Source organism: Nocardiopsis suaedae (genome assembly GCF_027706745.1).
GTDB lineage: Bacteria > Actinomycetota > Actinomycetes > Streptosporangiales > Streptosporangiaceae > Nocardiopsis_A > Nocardiopsis_A suaedae.
On record NZ_JAQFWP010000008.1, the window covers coordinates 61,802 to 77,879 of the forward strand.

Annotated in this window: 17 protein-coding genes; 8 read left to right on the forward strand and 9 right to left on the reverse strand. The window is 73.6% G+C overall.

Annotated elements, in window-relative coordinates:
- Positions 1–11: 11 nt before the first annotated feature.
- Together O4U47_RS06320 and O4U47_RS06325 are read left to right on the forward strand one after the other, a co-directional pair.
- A complete protein-coding gene (locus O4U47_RS06320; RefSeq protein ID WP_270676647.1) occupies positions 12–560 on the forward strand; it encodes a PadR family transcriptional regulator in 549 nt (182 codons plus the stop codon).
- Between the two features lie 100 nt (positions 561–660).
- On the forward strand, positions 661–2,226 hold the full coding sequence (locus tag O4U47_RS06325) for a tetratricopeptide repeat protein (RefSeq protein ID WP_270676648.1): 1,566 nt from the start codon (positions 661–663) through the stop codon (positions 2,224–2,226).
- 120 nt (positions 2,227–2,346) lie between these two features.
- Here O4U47_RS06325 and O4U47_RS06330 read toward each other — a convergent pair whose 3' ends face one another.
- The gene (locus O4U47_RS06330) at positions 2,347–2,601 is read right to left on the reverse strand and encodes a hypothetical protein (protein ID WP_270676649.1); all 255 of its coding nucleotides are present in this window, start codon (positions 2,599–2,601) and stop codon (positions 2,347–2,349) included.
- Positions 2,567–2,794 (reverse strand): hypothetical protein, encoded by a 228-nt coding sequence (locus tag O4U47_RS06335; RefSeq protein WP_270676650.1) that lies wholly within the window; start codon positions 2,792–2,794, stop codon positions 2,567–2,569. The genes O4U47_RS06330 and O4U47_RS06335 overlap by 35 nt, the downstream gene beginning before the upstream one ends.
- Positions 2,795–2,948: 154 nt before the next feature.
- Here O4U47_RS06335 and O4U47_RS06340 point away from each other — a divergent pair, with 154 nt between their 5' ends.
- Positions 2,949–3,758: a class I SAM-dependent methyltransferase gene (locus tag O4U47_RS06340; RefSeq protein ID WP_270676651.1), complete on the forward strand. Its 810-nt coding sequence runs from the start codon at positions 2,949–2,951 to the stop codon at positions 3,756–3,758.
- A gap of 58 nt (positions 3,759–3,816) precedes the next feature.
- Here the strand turns inward: O4U47_RS06340 and O4U47_RS06345 are convergent, their stop codons facing one another.
- Positions 3,817–4,344 carry a pyridoxamine 5'-phosphate oxidase family protein gene (locus O4U47_RS06345; protein WP_270676652.1) on the reverse strand — a complete coding sequence of 176 codons (528 nt, stop codon included), beginning with the start codon at positions 4,342–4,344 and terminating at the stop codon, positions 3,817–3,819.
- A 172-nt stretch (positions 4,345–4,516) separates the two neighbouring features.
- Here O4U47_RS06345 and O4U47_RS06350 point away from each other — a divergent pair, with 172 nt between their 5' ends.
- The 3 genes from O4U47_RS06350 (at position 4,517) to O4U47_RS06360 (ending at position 6,255) form a co-directional block, all read left to right on the forward strand.
- Complete coding sequence (locus tag O4U47_RS06350; protein WP_270676653.1) at positions 4,517–4,882, forward strand: ArsR/SmtB family transcription factor; 366 nt, start codon at positions 4,517–4,519, stop codon at positions 4,880–4,882.
- A 1-nt stretch (position 4,883) separates the two neighbouring features.
- On the forward strand, positions 4,884–5,363 hold the full coding sequence (locus O4U47_RS06355) for an SRPBCC family protein (protein WP_270676654.1): 480 nt from the start codon (positions 4,884–4,886) through the stop codon (positions 5,361–5,363).
- Between the two features lie 160 nt (positions 5,364–5,523).
- Positions 5,524–6,255, forward strand: a complete 732-nt coding sequence (locus O4U47_RS06360) for a sensor domain-containing protein (protein ID WP_270676655.1) — start codon at positions 5,524–5,526, stop codon at positions 6,253–6,255.
- A 10-nt stretch (positions 6,256–6,265) separates the two neighbouring features.
- On the opposite strand, the gene O4U47_RS06365 is transcribed toward O4U47_RS06360, so the two are convergent.
- Positions 6,266–6,964 carry a response regulator transcription factor gene (locus tag O4U47_RS06365; protein WP_270676656.1) on the reverse strand — a complete coding sequence of 233 codons (699 nt, stop codon included), beginning with the start codon at positions 6,962–6,964 and terminating at the stop codon, positions 6,266–6,268.
- A gap of 410 nt (positions 6,965–7,374) precedes the next feature.
- Positions 7,375–8,541 (reverse strand): sensor histidine kinase, encoded by a 1,167-nt coding sequence (locus O4U47_RS06370; RefSeq protein ID WP_270676657.1) that lies wholly within the window; start codon positions 8,539–8,541, stop codon positions 7,375–7,377.
- Between the two features lie 167 nt (positions 8,542–8,708).
- On the opposite strand from O4U47_RS06370, the gene O4U47_RS06375 reads away from it, so the two are divergent.
- Both O4U47_RS06375 and O4U47_RS06380 read left to right on the forward strand, forming a co-directional pair.
- The gene (locus tag O4U47_RS06375; RefSeq protein WP_270676658.1) at positions 8,709–9,602 is read left to right on the forward strand and encodes an ABC transporter ATP-binding protein; all 894 of its coding nucleotides are present in this window, start codon (positions 8,709–8,711) and stop codon (positions 9,600–9,602) included.
- Complete coding sequence (locus tag O4U47_RS06380) at positions 9,599–10,378, forward strand: ABC transporter permease (RefSeq protein WP_270676659.1); 780 nt, start codon at positions 9,599–9,601, stop codon at positions 10,376–10,378. The genes O4U47_RS06375 and O4U47_RS06380 overlap by 4 nt, the downstream gene beginning before the upstream one ends.
- A 190-nt stretch (positions 10,379–10,568) precedes the next feature.
- Here the strand turns inward: O4U47_RS06380 and O4U47_RS06385 are convergent, their stop codons facing one another.
- The 4 genes from O4U47_RS06385 to O4U47_RS06400 form a co-directional block, all read right to left on the reverse strand.
- A complete protein-coding gene (locus O4U47_RS06385; protein ID WP_270676660.1) occupies positions 10,569–10,847 on the reverse strand; it encodes a hypothetical protein in 279 nt (92 codons plus the stop codon).
- A gap of 69 nt (positions 10,848–10,916) precedes the next feature.
- Entirely contained in the window at positions 10,917–12,938 is a 2,022-nt protein-coding gene (locus O4U47_RS06390; RefSeq protein WP_270676661.1) for a CocE/NonD family hydrolase, read from the reverse strand.
- A 5-nt stretch (positions 12,939–12,943) separates the two neighbouring features.
- Positions 12,944–14,242 (reverse strand): ATP-grasp domain-containing protein, encoded by a 1,299-nt coding sequence (locus tag O4U47_RS06395; protein WP_270676662.1) that lies wholly within the window; start codon positions 14,240–14,242, stop codon positions 12,944–12,946.
- A 293-nt stretch (positions 14,243–14,535) separates the two neighbouring features.
- On the reverse strand, positions 14,536–15,945 hold the full coding sequence (locus O4U47_RS06400; RefSeq protein ID WP_270676663.1) for a sugar porter family MFS transporter: 1,410 nt from the start codon (positions 15,943–15,945) through the stop codon (positions 14,536–14,538).
- Between the last annotated feature and the right edge of the window lie 133 nt (positions 15,946–16,078).

Here is a 16,078-nt window from a genome sequence, read left to right on the forward strand (position 1 = left end):
AGACTCGGGCGATGGCCCACGTGATCCTCGGACTCCTGCTGATCGCCCCGCAGAGCTATTACGACCTCATCAAGGCCTTCGAGGCCGGGGTCGGGCTCTTCTACAGCGCCAGCTCCGGCAGCATCAAACGTGCGCTGGACCGCCTGCTCGCGCAGGGGCTCGTCGAGGTCGCCGACGCCGAGAGCGGGGGCCGCGGGCGCAAGGCCTACCGCCCGACCGGCGCCGGGCGGGAGGAGTTCGGCTCCTGGATGGCGGCGCCGCCGACCGGCTCCGACGCGGAGTCCGGGGCGCTGGCCCGGCTGTACTTCCTCGGCCTGCTCGAGGAGGCCGAACGCCTGCCGGTCCTGCGCGGCATCGAGGAGCGCCTGGAGGGGGACCTCGCCGCGCTGCAGGACCTCGACCGGGGCCTGGACACCCGCGACGTCCCCGAGGGGCTGCACGAGGTCTTCGCCTACCAGCGCGCGACGCTCGACTACGGTCTCGCGGCGAACCGCTTCGCCCTCGGGCGCTTCCGCGCCCTCATCGACCGCCACGAACGCGGAGAGCCGCCGCGCGACTGACGGAGAGGCGGCCGGGTCCGGTCCGCGGGGATGCGCGACGGGGCGGGGAACCGGCGGTGCGGACGGAGGGTCGAAAAGGGGAAGCGACGCAGGAGGTCGGATGTCCCCTCAGGAATCCCCGCGCCCGAACGCCGACGCCACGGACGGCGGAGCAGGTGTGCCCCTGGGCCGTACCGACCCGGCCTTGAGGCGGCTGTTGTTTCGGGCCTTTCCCTCGCTCGACGCCGTCATCGCCCGGCATGGAGGGGTGCAGGCCGCCCGTGCCGCACTCGTCCGGACGGCCCGTTCCCGGGTCAAGGTCAGGGCCGTTCGGGCGATGCTGCTCATGGGGGAACTGGATCGCAGAGAAGGCGATATTGAAGCCGCCCGCTCCTGGCTCCGGCGCGCATCGGACACCGGTCCGGCATTGATTCGGCAGGCCGCCGCGTACCGGCTCGGCCTATTCGAAGAAGGGCAGGGCCGAGTGGAGGCGGCCGAGGGACTATACCGGGAGCTGGCCGCCGAGGGGCATGCGGCGGTCGCTCCCCTCGCAAGGAACGCCCTCGGCCGATTCGCTGAATCGGCGGGAGACGACTTCGCGGCCTTGGACGAATGGATGGCGGCTGCCGAGAGCGGCCACCCCGAGGCCGCGCCCTGGGCCTTCCTCTACATGGCCCGACTCATGAACAGGAGGGGTGAGCGTCGGTCGGCCTTGAATCTGTGGGACCGGGCGGCCTGTCTTGAGGAGCGGGGCTGTGCCGCCGTTGCTCTCTTCGAGGCGGGAAGGGCCCTCTATGCCTGGAAAGACCACCGGCAGGCGCGAAAGCGGTTCACTCGCTGTATCGACCTTGGGGTTCCTCCGACGGTGTTCCGGGCGCAGGCCTATCTCGGGCAGGTGGAGTACCTGCTCGGCGACCCGGTTGCGGCTCGTGAGCGGTTGATGTCGGCGGTCGAGTCCGGTGACGGCTTTGCACGGGCCCACGCCCAGCTCACACTCGGCCATATGGACAGTGACCAGGGACGAGTGGTGGAAGCGTCAAGATGGCACGAACGGGCGGCCGAGTCGGAGGACCTCACGCTTGCCGCAATAGCGGTGACCCGGCTGGCGGTATCGGCTCGCGAACGTGCCGCCTACGGTGAGGCGCGCCGCTGGTACTCGCGCCTGCTGGACCTGGGGGACGCGGAGCAGAGGAACATCGCCCGATTCAACCTCGCGTTCGTGGACGCGCAGGAAGGCGACCGCAGGTCGGCGCGTGAGGGATACGCCCGCCTCGTCGAGACCGGCGATGGAGGATTGCGGGCGAACGCGATGTTCCACCTCGGGCAGATGGCCGTCGTGGACGGCGAGCCCGAGGAGGGCCGTAGGTTGCTGGAGCGGTATCTGAAACTCGACGTTTCCGAACACAGGCCTAGCGTCCTGTACTGGCTCGGCGATGCCGCCGAGCAGTTGGGGGAATCCGATGAGGCCGTCGCGTTCTATGACCGTGCGATCGCGACCGGAGACGCGCTGGCCGCGCAGAAGGCGATGTTCGGACACGCCAGAATGGCCAATGCGAACGGAGAATTCGCTTCGGCGCGGACGTGGTTGTCCCGCATCCTGGACTTCGACGGAGGGGCCCATCCGGAGCTGGCCTCCCGGGTGCACGCGGCGCTCGACGACCTGGACGGCGACGCCGGACACGAGTGACCTCGGGGCGTCCAAGCCCGGAACCGACCACGCGCCGATGGGGACCGGGGTGGTCAGGCGTGCCGTCGATGAGGACGTGCCACTTGAGGCAGAAGCCGTGCGCGTCGGACGCCTCGATGGTCACGCTCGCGTGCGCACTGCGACGACGCGGATGCGTTCGACGTAGAACGTCACCACTGATTCGGTGTGCTCGGTCAGCAGCACGCCGTGGTAAGGAATCGGGCCGAGGCCACCGGGCATGTGCGGGTCGACCTCCATGGTGGGATCGATCGCACCGGCCAAGCGGAGCAACGCGTCGCCGAACTCGTCCCGGACCTTGTCGGGAAGCGCTCGGATCTGACTACGCGCCAGTGGTTCCAGGGTGATCGGGCGCACCGCCGGCGTCCTCTCCGCCCTCGTCGTCGAACAGGGCGTGCCACTGGCGGCGGAAGTCGTCCACGTCGGACGCCTCGATGGTCACGCTTCCCTCGGGGGGCGGAGCTCCCAGCACCATGCGGCCATAGCTCGCGAAGACGGCCTGGATGGTCTCGGGGTCCGTATCGCGATACGGCGTGCGTGGGGTGTCCACGGGCGGCCTCCTCAGCGTTCCCAGCGATATTCATGGTAGCCGGTTCGATGCGGCGAGCACGGGGATTCCGCGCCAGAGCGGGAACCCCGGGGGCTTGCGCCCCGCTTCGTGGTGGGGAATGATTTTCATTCGCGATCAGAACAGGGGGACGGGCATGTCCGGATCAGGGGTCGGCGAGGTCTTCGACGCCGGGGCGCGGGAGTTCGACGCGTGGGGTGCCCGGCTCTGGGACCCGATCGGGGAGGCCACCGTCCTGGCCTCGGAGCCGCAACCCGGGGAGCGCGTTCTGGACGCCTGCTGCGGGGCCGGGGCCTCCGCCCTTCCCGCCGCCTCGGCCGTGGCCCCCGGCGGGTCGGTCGACGCCGTGGACCTGTCCGAGGCCCTGCTGGAACAGGGACGCGCGCGTGCCGCCCGCGCCGGAGCGGACAACGTCCGCTTCGTCCGCGCCGACGCCGCCGCCTGGCCCGAACCCGGCGCCTACGACCTCGTCCAGGTCGTGCACGGCGTGGCCTTCTTCCCCGACATGGACGCCGGGACCTTAGCCCTCGTCCGCGCGCTGCGCCCCGGCGGGCGCCTGGCCGTCACCGTCTGGGCCGAGGGCGCCCTCGCCGATTTCATGACCCTGTACATCGAGGCGATCGGCACCGAGACCGGAACCCGCCCCGAGATGCCCGGCTTCCGGCAGGCCCGCGACCGCATCGCGGACTCCGACCGGCTGGCCGCCTGGCTGGAGGGTCTGGGGGCGGACGTCGGCCACGTCGCCCGGCACGAGCACCGCATCCCCCTCGACGGGGACTCGGCCTGGGAGTTCATCCAGGGCAACGCCGCACGCGGTCTGCTGGAGGGCCTCGACGCCGCCGAGCAGGGGCGGGTCCGAACCCACCTGGCCGCCCTGATGGCCGAGCGCGGTGCGCACACCCTGGACGCCTCGTTCACCGTCGCGGTGGCCCACCGGCCCGAGTAGTGCCGCCGTGTGCCGGGCCGCCCGGGGCCGTCCGCCCCGGGCGGGGGCGCGCCGCCGTTCAGGCCGGTGAGGCGGGGAAGCACCAGCGCGTCTGGCTGGCCGCCTCGCCGCGTCCGAAGCCGAACGCGGTCACCGGGTCGACCCGGAAGACCAGCGCCGTGCCGTTCTCATGGGCGAATCCCCCATCACGCACCTCGAACCGCCACACCTCCCCGTACTTGGCGGCGAAGTCGTCGGCCAGCAGCGCCAGTACCGCCTCGTCGGTCACCGGGTCGACCCGGCCCTCTACCACCACGTCCAGCCCCTTGCCCAAGTCGTTGGCGCCGGTGGTGAGCGTGCAGTGCGGGTTGTGGGCCAGGTTGCGGGCCTTGCGCTCCTCGGGCCCGGTGCAGAAGTGCAGGGCGTGGTCGCGCCACACCGCGATCAGCGGCGTCACGTGGGGCCGCCCGTCCGGGCGCACCGTGGACAGCCAGTACACCCCGGCGGCCTCCAGGGCGTGCCGGGCCTGCTGCCAGGGGGTCGCCTGGGCCCCCGGCCCGCTGTAGCGCGCGTCGAGTTCGCCCGCGGGGTCCGTCCGGTCCGTCATCGCCCTCTCCTCTGCTCCGTCGCCAAGGACCTCATGCGGTAGTGACGGTGCGGGTGCCCCGAACTCATCGCTTCCCGGCCGGGTCTCCGGAATTTTTCTGCGGGGGTTGACACGGGCGACCCCGACGAGCATATTCAACGCAGAGGTTGAACAACGAGAAGGTTGAATAAGCATGGCGGACGACCCGCTCAGCAAGGTGTTCGCGGCCCTGGCCGACCCCACGCGCCGGGAGATCCTGGCCCGGCTGGCCCAGGGCGAGGCCACCGTCAACGAGCTGGCCGAGCCGTTCGCGATGAGCCTGCAGGCCGTCTCCAAGCACCTGAAGGTCCTGGAACGGGCCGGGCTCATCACCCGGGGGCGCGACGCCCAGTGGCGCCCCTGCCGCCTGCAGGTCGAGCCGCTGGAGGGCGCCTCGGCCTGGATCGAGCGCTACAAGGACGTGCAGACCGACCGGTTGGACCGGCTGGCGGCCGAGATCGACCGCATCCGCACCGGGACCGGCCGAAAGCAGGCCCCAGGGCCGGAGAGAGGGCAGTGACATGGGCAAGACCGAGTTCGTCATCGAGCCGGGACGCCAGGACCTGGTGACCGTGCGCACCTTCGACGCCCCGCGCGAGGCGGTGTTCCGCGCAATGACCGACCCCGGCCTGATCCCCCGCTGGTGGGGCCCGGCCAAGTACGAGGTCCGCGTCGAGGAGGGCGACATCCGCACCGGCGGCGCCTGGCGCTTCCTCACCTCGGGCGAGGACGGGGAGTTCAACTTCCACGGCGTCTACCACGAGGTCAGCGCCCCTGACCGGATCGTGCAGACCTTCGAGTTCGAGGGCGCGCCCGGGCACGTCTGCCTGGAGACGGTCGAGCTGGAGGACCTGGGCGGGTCGACCCGCTACCGCGCGGTGAGCGTGTTCCAGTCGGTCGAGGACCGTGACGCGATGGTGGCGAGCGGCATGGAGGAGGGCTCGGACGAAGGCCTGGAGCGCCTGGAGGAGCTGGCGTCCGAGATCGCGCGCGGCGCGTGAGGGAATGAGCGGGGCGGCGGGCCGGAGGGTCCGCCGCCCCCGCCTGCCGGCCCCGTGCCGCCGCGGTCCCGGCGCCGCTCCGGGGTGGTGCGTGTACCACCCCGGGGAGAGGGACCCGGTGTATGGTCCCGGGCCTGCGCCCGTCCGTAGCGTTCGGGGCATGCAGAAGCTCATCCGGCGCCTCGGCGCCGACACCCGCTACGTCCTCATCGGCTTCCCCACCGCCGTCGTCGCCTTCGCCGTCACCGTGGCCGGGCTGGCGGCCGGCGCCGGGGCCGCGGTCGTCGTCGCGGGGCTGTTCGTGCTCTCCGGCACCCTGCTGGCCGCCCGGATGGCCGCCGCCGTCGAGCGCAACATGGTCCCCGAGGTCATCGGCCGCTCCCTGGGCGCCCCGCGCTACCGCCGCGCCCCCGCCGGGGCCTCCTGGTTCCGCACCGCCCTTACCCCGCTCACCTGCGGCCAGAGCTGGATGGACGCAGGCCACGCGCTGATCCGCCTGCCCGTCGCCACCGTCACCTTCGCCGTGCTCGCCTCCTGGTGGGCCGTGGCCCTGGCCGGGATCGCCTACCCCGTCTACGGGTGGGTGCTGTTCACCACCGTCGGGAACGACGGCGGCCTGCCCGAGCTGATCGGCCTCGGCGACTCGCAGACCGTCTCGATGCTGTTCCACACCGCCGTCGGCCTGCTCTTCGCGGCCAACCTGCCGTTCGTGGCGCGGGGGGCCGCGGGGCTCAACGCGGCGCTCGCGCAGGCCTTCCTGTCCCCCTACGCTCCCGCCTACGAGGAGCCCGACCCCGTGCGCCCCGCCCCGAGGACCCCGGCCGCGGCCCCCGCGCCGGACACCCCTGCCGAGGCGGTGGCCCTCGGCGCCCCGCTGCACGCCGCACGGTGAGCCGTCCGGCTCACCCCGGAGTGCCCTCGCTCCGCCCGGGAACCACCAGCCCGGCCTCATAGGCCGCGACGACGAGCTGGGCGCGGTCCCGGGCGCCGAGCTTGTGCAGAAGCGCCCCCACGTGGGTCTTGACGGTCGCCCGGCTGCGCTGCAGGCGTGCGGCGATCTCGTCGTTGGACAGCCCGCGCGCGATCAGCTCCAGGACCTCCCGCTCCCGATCGGTCACGCCGTCCAGCACCGCACGCGGCGCCTCCGCGGGGCGGGCGCCCCTGGCGAAGCGCTCGACCAGGCGCCGCGTCACCGACGGGGCCAGCAGCGCCTCGCCCCCGGCCACCACCCGGACCGCGCGCAGCAGCTCCTCGGGCGGGGAGTTCTTCAGGAGGAACCCGGAGGCCCCGGCCTCCAGCGCCGCGTACACGTACTCGTCGAGGTCGAACGTGGTGAGGATCAGGACCCGCGCACCGGGCACGCCGTCGGGGCCGGTGATGGCGCGGGTGGCCTCGATCCCGTCCGTGCCGGGCATGCGCACGTCCATCAGGACGATGTCGGGCCGCTCGGCGCGGGCGAGTGCGACCGCCTGCGCGCCGTCCAGCGCCCCGCCGACCGCCGCCATGTCCGGCGCGCTGTCCACGAGCAGGCGGAAGCTCGCGCACACCAGGTCCTGGTCGTCGGCGACGAGCACGCGCAGCGGCTCGGCCGTCCCGGCCATACCGTCTCCTCCCGTCGCTCCGGCCCACCGATTCCCCGCCCATCGTGCCTGCCGCGTTCGCCGACGGCCTCCGCCTCCGGAGGCGGTCCTCCGCGGTGGCCTGGGTGCCGTGGGTGGCAGGGACGGCCGGAGCCGAAGCCGCTCCCGTTGATGCGCCTCGGCCGCCCTGGGCGACCGGTCCAATGGCGGACACGGTGCGGTCCAGGGCAGTGGCGTCCGCCCTGGCCTGGTCAGACGGCACCGACACACTCCTCAGGGGCAGAGCGCCTTTCCGGGGCGGCCCACCCGGCCACGAAGGCGCCCGCTGGAACGGTGTGCCCATCGTCCACCCGGGTCACCATGGTCTCAACGGCTCCGAGCGGCGCCGGTTCCACTGCCGGGGCCCCTCCTCCGCCTCCCGATCCTCCCGGTCAGCGGTCGCCCTCCCGCCCCAAAGGCAGGCTCCCCCGCACCTCGAAGCCCCCGTCCGGGAGCGGCCCCGCCTCCAGCACTCCCCCGTGGGCCTTCGCGCGTTCACGCATGCCGATGATGCCGTGCCCCGGCGGCGCCGGCGCGCCCGGCCCGCTCCCGGGCGCCCGTTCGCCGCCCCCGCCGTCGGTCACCGCGAACCGCACCGCGTCCCCCTCGGCGCGCACCCGGACCGTGCATCGGTCGGCGCCCGAGTGGCGCACCGCGTTGGCGACCGCCTCCGACACGATCCGGTACAGCGAGGCCCCCACGGCCTCGGGCAGCCCTTCCGCGCCGTCGGAGTCCAGGTCGACCCGTATCCCGGCCTCTCCCGCCCGCCGCACCAGCTCCCCCAGGCGCGCCGGCCCCGGCGGCGGGGCGCTCGCACTCCCCTCCCCCGCCCTGACCGCGCCCAGCACCACCCGCATCTCGGCCAGCGCCTCCCGGCTGGCCCGCTCGATGACCTCCAGCGCCTCCTGGGCCTCCCGCGGCCGCTCCCCGGCCAGGTGCCGGGCCACCCCGGCCTTGATTCCGATCATGCTCAGCGTGTGCGACACGATGTCGTGCACGTCCCGGGCCACCCGCAGCCGCTCCTCGGCGGCGACCCGCGCCGCCAGCTCCTCGGCCGCCCGCGCCGCCTGGGCACGGCGCTCGCGGACCGCGTGCCCCGCCGCCCAGGAGGCGGCCAGCACCGCCGCCCCCGCCACCGCCTGGCCGGTCGCCGCCATCGCGGCGCCGAGCTGCGGCACCCCGGCGACCACCGCCACGACCAGGACGCCCCCCGCGGCCGTGCCGACGACGACGGCCGGCGCCCTCCTCGGGCCGGGCGTGTCCAGCGCCAGCGCGTAGAGCGTGAACCCCGCGGCCAGGAACGGGTCGCCGATCAGCCCGGTGGCCACTCCGACCGGCGTCGCGACGGCGACCGCGGCCGTGGACGCCCGCGGCGCGGCCCGGCGCAGCGCCATCGGCAGGGCCGTTCCCAGGACCACCACCGCCAGGGCCCAGGCGGGCGCACCGGCGGGCACGGGCACCCCCGCGGCCGCCAGGTACCCGGCATAGCCCGCCCCGGCGAGCGCGTCGAGCGCGAGAAGGCCTCCCCGGCCCGCGAACGGCCCCATCCGGCTGAACATGCCGGGAACGCTACCCCGGCCCGTGCACGGCCGCCTCGCCCTGCGGTCCCTCATCCCCGGGGATGAGCGGCCCTCCTCCAGCCGCCGGTCTCCGCCCCCGGGCCGACCCGGAGGTCCGGCCCCTGCTCCGATGCCCCGGGCGGCCCGCCCGCGACACACTCGCCGCCGTGATCGAAGTAGACGAACTCACCAAGAGGTACGGCCGCACCACGGCCGTGGACCGGCTCTCCTTCCGCGCCGAACCCGGGGCCGTCACCGGCTTCCTCGGACCGAACGGCGCGGGCAAGTCGACCACCATGCGCGCCCTGCTCGGGCTGGACCGCCCGGACGGCGGCCGCGCCCACGTGCTCGGCGGCCCCTACACCCGGTTCCGGTACCCCCTGCGCAGGGTCGGGGCGCTGCTGGACGCCGGCGCCCTGGACCCCGGGCGCTCGCCCCGCGCGCACCTGCACTGGCTGGCGCGCTCCAACCGCATCCCGCGCGCCAAAGCCGACCAGGCCCTGGAGTGGGCCGGGATCGCCGGGGCCGCCGACCGCAGGGCGGGCGGGCTCTCCCTGGGCATGCGCCAGCGCCTGGGCGTGGCCGCGGCGCTGATGGGCGACCCCGAGGTGCTGGTGCTGGACGAGCCCGTCAACGGCCTGGATCCCGACGGGGTGCGGTGGATGCGCGAGCTGCTGCGGGCCCAGGCCGCCGACGGGCGCACGGTGCTGCTGTCCAGCCACCTGATGGGCGAGGTCTCCCAGACGGCCGACCGGCTGGTGGTGGTCGCCCGGGGCGGGCTCGTCGCCGACACCTCGGTGCGCGCGCTCGTGGAGGGGAGCGAAGGGGTGCTCGTGCGCTCCCCGCGCCCCGGTGACCTGGCGCGTGTGCTGGCCGGGCGCGGTGCCGGGGTGGAGCCCGGCGCCGACGGGGCCCTCACCGTGACGGGGATGGACGTGCGCGAGGTGGGCGAGGCGGCCGCGTCGGCGGGCATCCCGCTGCACGGGTCCGCCCCCGTGGGCATCTCGCTGGAGGAGGCCTACATGCGCCTGACCGCCGACGCCGGGGAGGCGGCCCGATGACGGACGCCCTGGCCGCTGAGTGGCTCAAGCTGCGCACCTCCCGCGCCGCCTGGTACTGCCTGATCGCCGCGGCGGCGATGCTGCCGGTGGCGGCGATGATCGCCTGGACGGCCTCCCAGGCCTGGGACGCGCTCCCGCCCGACGAGCGGACGGGCTCCATCTCGCCGCTGACCCAGCTGGCGTCCTGGGGCATGACACTGGCCCTGGGGGTGATGGGGGCGCTGTCGGTCTCGCGCGAGTACTCCTCGGGGATGGTGCGCACCACCTTCGCGGCGATGCCGTCCCGGGGCCGGGTGCTCGCCGCCAAGGCCGCGGTGTGCGGCGCGGTCGCCCCGGTGACGGCGCTGGCGGTGCTGGTGTCGGTGTGGGGGGCGACCCGCATGGTGCTCGGCGACCGGGAGATGGAGGGCGTCCCCGGGGCGCTGTCCCAGGAGTGGGAGCCCATCGCCGCGATGGCCGCCGAGGCCGCGATGTTCACACTTCTGGGCCTGGGGGTGGCGGCGCTGACCCGGTCGGCCGTGGCCTCGGTCGCCGTGCTGGGCACGCTGTGGTACCCGGTCCCGATGATGGCGCAGTTCCTGCCCGAGCCGTGGAACGAGCGGGTGGGTTCGGTCCTTCCCGGAGGACTGGCCGCCCAGATCGCCTCCCCCGGGCCGACGGGCGGGTCCGTCTACGGCGACCTGCTGCCCCCGTGGGGCGCGGCGCTGACCATGGTGGTGTGGGCGCTGGTGCCGCTCCTGGCGGCCTGGCCCCTGCTGCGGGTCCGCGACGCCTGACCGTTGCGGCGAACGCTCCGGCCGTGCGGAGGGTGGTGTCCGCCGGAGGCTGCGCGGACACCACCCTCGCGGGGGTTCCAGTGCGGTGAAAGAGCCGTCCCAGGGGCTGATCGCGTTGCAGAACCGCCGCCCTCGTCGCCCCGGGGCGCCTTCAGGGCCCCGGGCCTGCTCTTCTCGGCTCCCCGCCGCCTCAGACCGGGATCCGGACGCCGTTCCACCCCTGCAGGCACCATCCGGAGGCCAGGACCTCCTCCAACGGGTGGAAGTCGCGGTCCGCGGGCATCGCCATCTCCTCGGCGGACGTCGTCGCCCACACGCACCAGCCCCGCTCGGCCACCTTGAACACCGCGTGGCGCAGCTCCTCGGGGACCTCCTCGGGCGCCTCGGCGTCCCAGTCCACGGCCACACCCCTGTGCTCGGCCTCGCGCCGCGCGATCTCGCGCGTGAACGTCCGGGGGGTGTGGCGCATGGTTCTCCTCAGAGGTGGTCACGGTCCGCAGGTCATGCTACTGCCCGTGACCGCGCGGGGCTGCGGCGGTCAGACCAGGTCCCGCGGGATGGAAGTGTTCCACGTCCGGGCCGCCACACGCTCCCCGCCCTCGTAGGCGTCCAGGGTCGCGTTGAGGCGGAACTCCTCCGGCGTGGCCGACAGGGCGGTGCGCGTCACCGTGCGCACGTCCCAGTCCCCGCGGGAGAACCCCATGTGCCATTCGGTGCGCCCCACCGGGGAGGTGTAGTCGTCGCCCTGCGAGGCGTACTCCTCCCAGGCGCGCCGCGACACCTCCCAGCCGGTGTCGGGGAAGCGCACCGTCCCCAGGTCCTTCACGACGCACAGTGACGACCAGTAGTCGACCAGGTCCCGGGAGAGCTCCCAGCGCCCGTCCCCCGCGGCCACCTGTTCGGTGTGCAGCGCCGGGGTCCCCTCGGCCTCCTCGAACGGCGGCGGCTCGGGGCCGCGCCCCTGGGGCCGGATGGGCAGCACGAGCGAGGTGCCGCCCTCCAGCAGGGCGGTGAGCACGACCGGCTCGGGCGGCGGCCAGGCCAGCGGCCAGTAGGAGGTCGACACCGACACCCGGATGCGGTGGCCGGGCGGGAACGCCTGCGCGACGCCGTTCATCGGGACGGCCACGCGGTAGGGCCGCCCCGGCTCCAGCGGCCGCGGCGCGTCGTGCCCCTCGGCGTGGGTGAGGTTGAGCAGCCCGTAGGTCACCCGGGTGGCGCGCCCGTCGCGGGCCACGTCCGACAGCCGCACCGCCACCATGGCGACCGGCCGGTCCACGGTGAACTCCAGGTTGAGCACGGGCGCGCCCAGGATCTCCACCCGCTCGTCGAGCGGCGCGGTGTCGAACACCAGCGACCCGCCGTCCTCCTCCCGCTGGTCGTAGGGCAGGTCCGGGGGCGCGTTGTAGGAGCACCACTTCCCGGCGAACTGCCCCACCGTCAGCGGTGAGCGCACCTGCGCGCTCTCGCGGCCCACGCGCGCGCCCGGCTCGCAGACGCGGTACAGCGCCAGCGGGCGCTCCTGGTACTCGATGTCCGGCGAGGGCCACTCCTTCTCGCCGACCCACCGGCCCGGCCGCTCGGAGTAGGAGGTGGACGGCGGCACGCTCTCCTGCATCCAGCTGCGCAGCTCCGGCTCGTCGCCGATGCCGTTGTCCTTGCCCTTGAGCCAGCGGTCCCAGAACCGCACGCAGTGCTGGAGGAAGCCGATGGCCGGGCCGGGCCGCCCCAGGTGCGGGTACTTGTGCGACCAGGGGCCGATCAGCCCCAGGCGCGGCACGGTCAGGCCCTCCATCAGCCGGAAGACCGCGTTGGAGTAGCCGTCGGCCCACCCGCTGACCGCCATCACCGGCACCCGGATCGCCGACAGGTCCTCGCACACCGACCCGTGCCGCCAGTAGTCGTCCCGCCGCTGGTGGCGCAGCCAGGTGTCGAGCCACAGCCCGCTGCCCTCCAGCCGTTCGCGCCACATCCCGCGCCAGTCGGCGCCGACCGCGTCGGGGTCGGGCGGGCAGGAGGTGTAGGCGAACATGGTCGACGCCCAGGACAGGTTGTCGCCCAGCAGGCACCCGCCCATGTAGTGCACGTCGTCGGCGTAGCGGTCGTCGGTGGAGCACAGGGTGATGATCGCGCCCAGGCTCTCCGGCCGCCGCGCGGCCACCTGCAGCGCGTTGAACCCGCCCCAGGAGATGCCCATCATCCCGGTGGTGCCGTCGCACCAGGGCTGTCCGGCCATCCAGGCGAGGACGTCCTCGGCGTCCCGCAGCTCGCGTTCCAGGTACTCGTCCTCCAGGACGCCCTCGGAGTCGCCGCTGCCGCGCAGGTCGACGCGGACGCAGGCGTACCCGTGCCCGGCGAGGTAGGGGTGGATGGTGGAGTCGCGCTGGGCGGTCAGGTCGCGCTGGCGGTAGGGGATGAACTCCAGGACCGCCGGGACCGGCAGGCCCTCCGACCCGGCCGGGCGCCAGATGCGCCCGGCCAGGCGCACCCCGTCGGAGACGGGGATCGTCACCTCCCCTTCCTCGACGACCTCGTGCGGGAGCGCGGTGACGGTGCGCATCCGGCTCAGTCCCCCTCTGCGTGGTCGGTTCCGGGGCCGATGTCCTCGATCTCGAACGGCAGCCGCGCCAGGCACAGCTCGTAGGCGCGGCGCAGGTCCTCCTCCCCGCGCCCGGCGGTGAACACCTGGGCCAGTTCGTAGCTGTAGCTGTCCTGCCCGTACATCCGCGACAGCCGGGTGCCGGGGCGCACCGCGACCTTGGCGGTGGTGCCGGGCACGTCGCGCTCCATGCGGGCCACGTCCTCGGGGCCGGGGGCGGTGCGCACCACCCCGTCGGTGAAGCGGCGCAGGAACCATTTGGCGGCGGTGGCGTACTCGCCCGCCCCCGGGTCCAGCCGCGGTTCCAGGCCCAGGGCCAGGCGCACCATGTGGTCGTGGTTGGGCACCCCGTCGACCCGCTCGGTCATCCAGCTGTGCGACTGGGAGTGGCGGGGGTTGACCTCCAGCAGGCGGATGTCGTGCTCGTCGGGGCCGCAGAAGTACTCGATGTTGAAGGTGGTGTTGTCCAGCCCCATGCGGTACACGACGGCCTCGGAGATCTCGGCGAGCCGGTCCCGGACCGGGCCGGGCTGGCCGGAGGGGGTGGAGTAGCGCAGGAAGCTGGAGGAGTCGGGGTAGCGGGCCGAGTCGATGATGGCGTAGACGGCGGGACGGCCGCGGTGGACGTAGCCCTCGACGGTGACCTGCTCGCCGCAGGCCTCCTCTTCGGCCATGCAGGCCGTTCCCCCGGCGCGGGCGACCGCCTCGGGGAGTTCGACGCCGCGCAGGACCTCCTCGAAGGGGTCGCCGATCTCGTGGGCGTGTTCGCGGATGTGTCCGAGGGCCTCGCGGAACTCCCGGTCGCCGGTGACCCGGAAGGCCAGCGCGGAGGAGTAGGACTTCACCGGTTTGAGCCACATCGGGTAGCGCAGGCCCTCCGGCGGCTCCTGTGCGTCGAAGGGGACCGCGGCGAACGGGGGCAGGGCGTCGGTCGCCTCCCGCTGCGCCAGCCGGCTCCAGTACTTGTGCTCGCACTTGACGACGGCCTCCAGCGGCGCCGAGGGCAGGCCCCGTTCGGCGCACAGGATCGGCACCAGCGTGCACACGGGGAAGTCCCAGAAGCCGATGACGGCGTCCACGTTCCCGGGGAAGGCGTCCAGGTGCGCGCGTGCCTCGTCGAGCAGTTCTTCGAGACGCCCGTACGGGGAGCGCAGCCGCTCCATGTCGAGCAGGCCGTGGATGCGGTATCCGCGCTCGTCGGCCTGCCTTTCCAGCACCTCGCGGTTGTGGGGGTCCAGCCCGAGGACGAAGACGTCGGCGACCATTGTCCTCCCTTCCCGCTCGTGGGGTCCGACTACCCGCAGGTCGGGAGGTTACGTACGGCCGCTGGGGACGGTCGGGGCCCGGAACATGTCTGGGCCCTCGTTTGTTGTACGGGGTGTCCGGCGGAACCCCACCCGTCCCGCCGGACCGCGCCGGCCCGGCTCCGCGTCTGGGGGGATCGCGTCGAGCCGGACCGGCCTCTCTCTTTTCGGCGCTCCAGGCGCCGTGCCCCCTACTCGCCCCCCATACGGCACCCGAGGCCGCCGAGCGGCGCCCCGGGAGGGGGCAGAGGCTGCTATCGGCCCATCTCCTCCAGCGTCTTGCCCTTCGTCTCCTGCACGAACTTCCACACGAACAGGAAGGACAGCACCGCGAAGGCCGTGTAGACCATGTACGTGCCGCTCAGGTCCCAGTCGCGCAGGGTGGGGAAGGTGACGGTGACCAGCCAGTTGGCGATCCACTGGGTGGCCGTGGCCACCGCCATCGCCGCCGCCCGGATCCGCAGCGGGAACATCTCCCCCAGCAGCACCCACGTCACCACGCCCCACGACAGGGCGAAGAACAGCACGAACGCGCTCGCCGACACCAGCGCCACCGCGCCCCAGGCGAACGACAGCTGCGCCTGGTCGCCGACCACCGTGGCGTGGCTGAACGCGAACCCGGTCGAGGCCAGGGTCACCGCCATGCCCGCCGACCCGATCAGCAGCAGCGGCTTGCGGCCGATCCTGTCGACCAGGCCGATGGCGACGAAGGTGCCGACGATGTTCACGATCGAGGTGAACAGGCTCAGCAGCAGCGAGTCGCTCTCGTTCACCCCCACCGACTGCCACAGCGACGACGAGTAGTAGAAGATCACGTTGATGCCGACCAGCTGCTGGAACGCCGAGATCGCCATGCCGATCCACACGATGGGCAGCAGCAGGTAGGGGCCGCGCAGGTCCCTCAGCCGGGGCTTGACCTCCGAGCCCAGGGCCTCGTGGATCTCGGCGATGCGCGCGTCGGGGTCGCCGCCCTCGACCTCCTCCAGGACGCGGCGCGCCTTGGCGTCGCGCCCCACCCGCACCAGGTACCGGGGAGACTCCGGGATGGTCAGCGACAGCAGGATGTACAGCGCCGCCGGGAACACCTCCACGCCCAGCATCCACTGCCAGGCCTGGAGCGGCCCCAGCTCGCCGAGCGAGCTGCCCCCGGCCAGCGACGCCAGCGCGTAGTTCACCAGCTGGGACACGGCGATGCCGAGCACGATCGCCAGCTGCTGCAGTGAGGCCAGCCGCCCCCGGTAGGCCGCCGGGGACACCTCGGCGATGTAGGTGGGGGCGATCACCGAGGCGATGCCGATGGCGCAGCCGCCGACCACGCGCCACAGCGCCAGGTCCCACACGGTGAACGGCAGCGCCGAGCCGATGCCGCTGATCAGGAACAGCAGGCCGGCGAGCTGCATCACGCGGATGCGGCCGAAGCGGTCGGCCAGGGCCCCGGCCACCGCCGCGCCCACCGCCGAGCCGAGCAGCGCCGCGGCCACGGTGAACCCGGTGACGCCCGGCCCCACTTCGAAGTGCTGCTGGATGGCGTCGACGGCGCCGTTGATGACCGAGCTGTCGTAGCCGAACAGGAAGCCGCCCATGGCGGCCGCCCCGGCGATCATGACGACATGGGCGAGGTTTCCGGCCTCCGCATCGGAGGCCGAGGAGTGCGCTCTGGCCACGCTCCCCTCCTTACCGCGTCAACGGGGGGTAATGGACATGTTGCAGCTCACCATGGTCTCGCCGTGGCGGGTGTGCTCGGACACGAAACGCGGTGAGTTGTCTTTCACAGGCGCGATGATTGCCGTTTCGGGG

Bases quoted from the DNA above. Each gene is read 5' to 3' on its own strand.
- O4U47_RS06345 (WP_270676652.1), bottom strand. From the start codon at position 4,344: ATGACGGACCGGACGGACCCCGCGGGCGAACTCGACGCGCGCTACAGC.
- O4U47_RS06360 (WP_270676655.1), top strand. From the start codon at position 5,524: ATGCAGAAGCTCATCCGGCGCCTCGGCGCCGACACCCGCTACGTCCTC.
- O4U47_RS06390 (WP_270676661.1), bottom strand. From the start codon at position 12,938: ATGCGCACCGTCACCGCGCTCCCGCACGAGGTCGTCGAGGAAGGGGAG.
- O4U47_RS06370 (WP_270676657.1), bottom strand. From the start codon at position 8,541: ATGTTCAGCCGGATGGGGCCGTTCGCGGGCCGGGGAGGCCTTCTCGCG.
- O4U47_RS06380 (WP_270676659.1), top strand. From the start codon at position 9,599: ATGACGGACGCCCTGGCCGCTGAGTGGCTCAAGCTGCGCACCTCCCGC.
- O4U47_RS06365 (WP_270676656.1), bottom strand. From the start codon at position 6,964: ATGGCCGGGACGGCCGAGCCGCTGCGCGTGCTCGTCGCCGACGACCAG.
- O4U47_RS06350 (WP_270676653.1), top strand. From the start codon at position 4,517: ATGGCGGACGACCCGCTCAGCAAGGTGTTCGCGGCCCTGGCCGACCCC.
- O4U47_RS06395 (WP_270676662.1), bottom strand. From the start codon at position 14,242: ATGGTCGCCGACGTCTTCGTCCTCGGGCTGGACCCCCACAACCGCGAG.
- O4U47_RS06320 (WP_270676647.1), top strand. From the start codon at position 12: ATGGCCCACGTGATCCTCGGACTCCTGCTGATCGCCCCGCAGAGCTAT.
- O4U47_RS06385 (WP_270676660.1), bottom strand. From the start codon at position 10,847: ATGCGCCACACCCCCCGGACGTTCACGCGCGAGATCGCGCGGCGCGAG.
- O4U47_RS06340 (WP_270676651.1), top strand. From the start codon at position 2,949: ATGTCCGGATCAGGGGTCGGCGAGGTCTTCGACGCCGGGGCGCGGGAG.
- O4U47_RS06355 (WP_270676654.1), top strand. From the start codon at position 4,884: ATGGGCAAGACCGAGTTCGTCATCGAGCCGGGACGCCAGGACCTGGTG.
- O4U47_RS06325 (WP_270676648.1), top strand. From the start codon at position 661: ATGTCCCCTCAGGAATCCCCGCGCCCGAACGCCGACGCCACGGACGGC.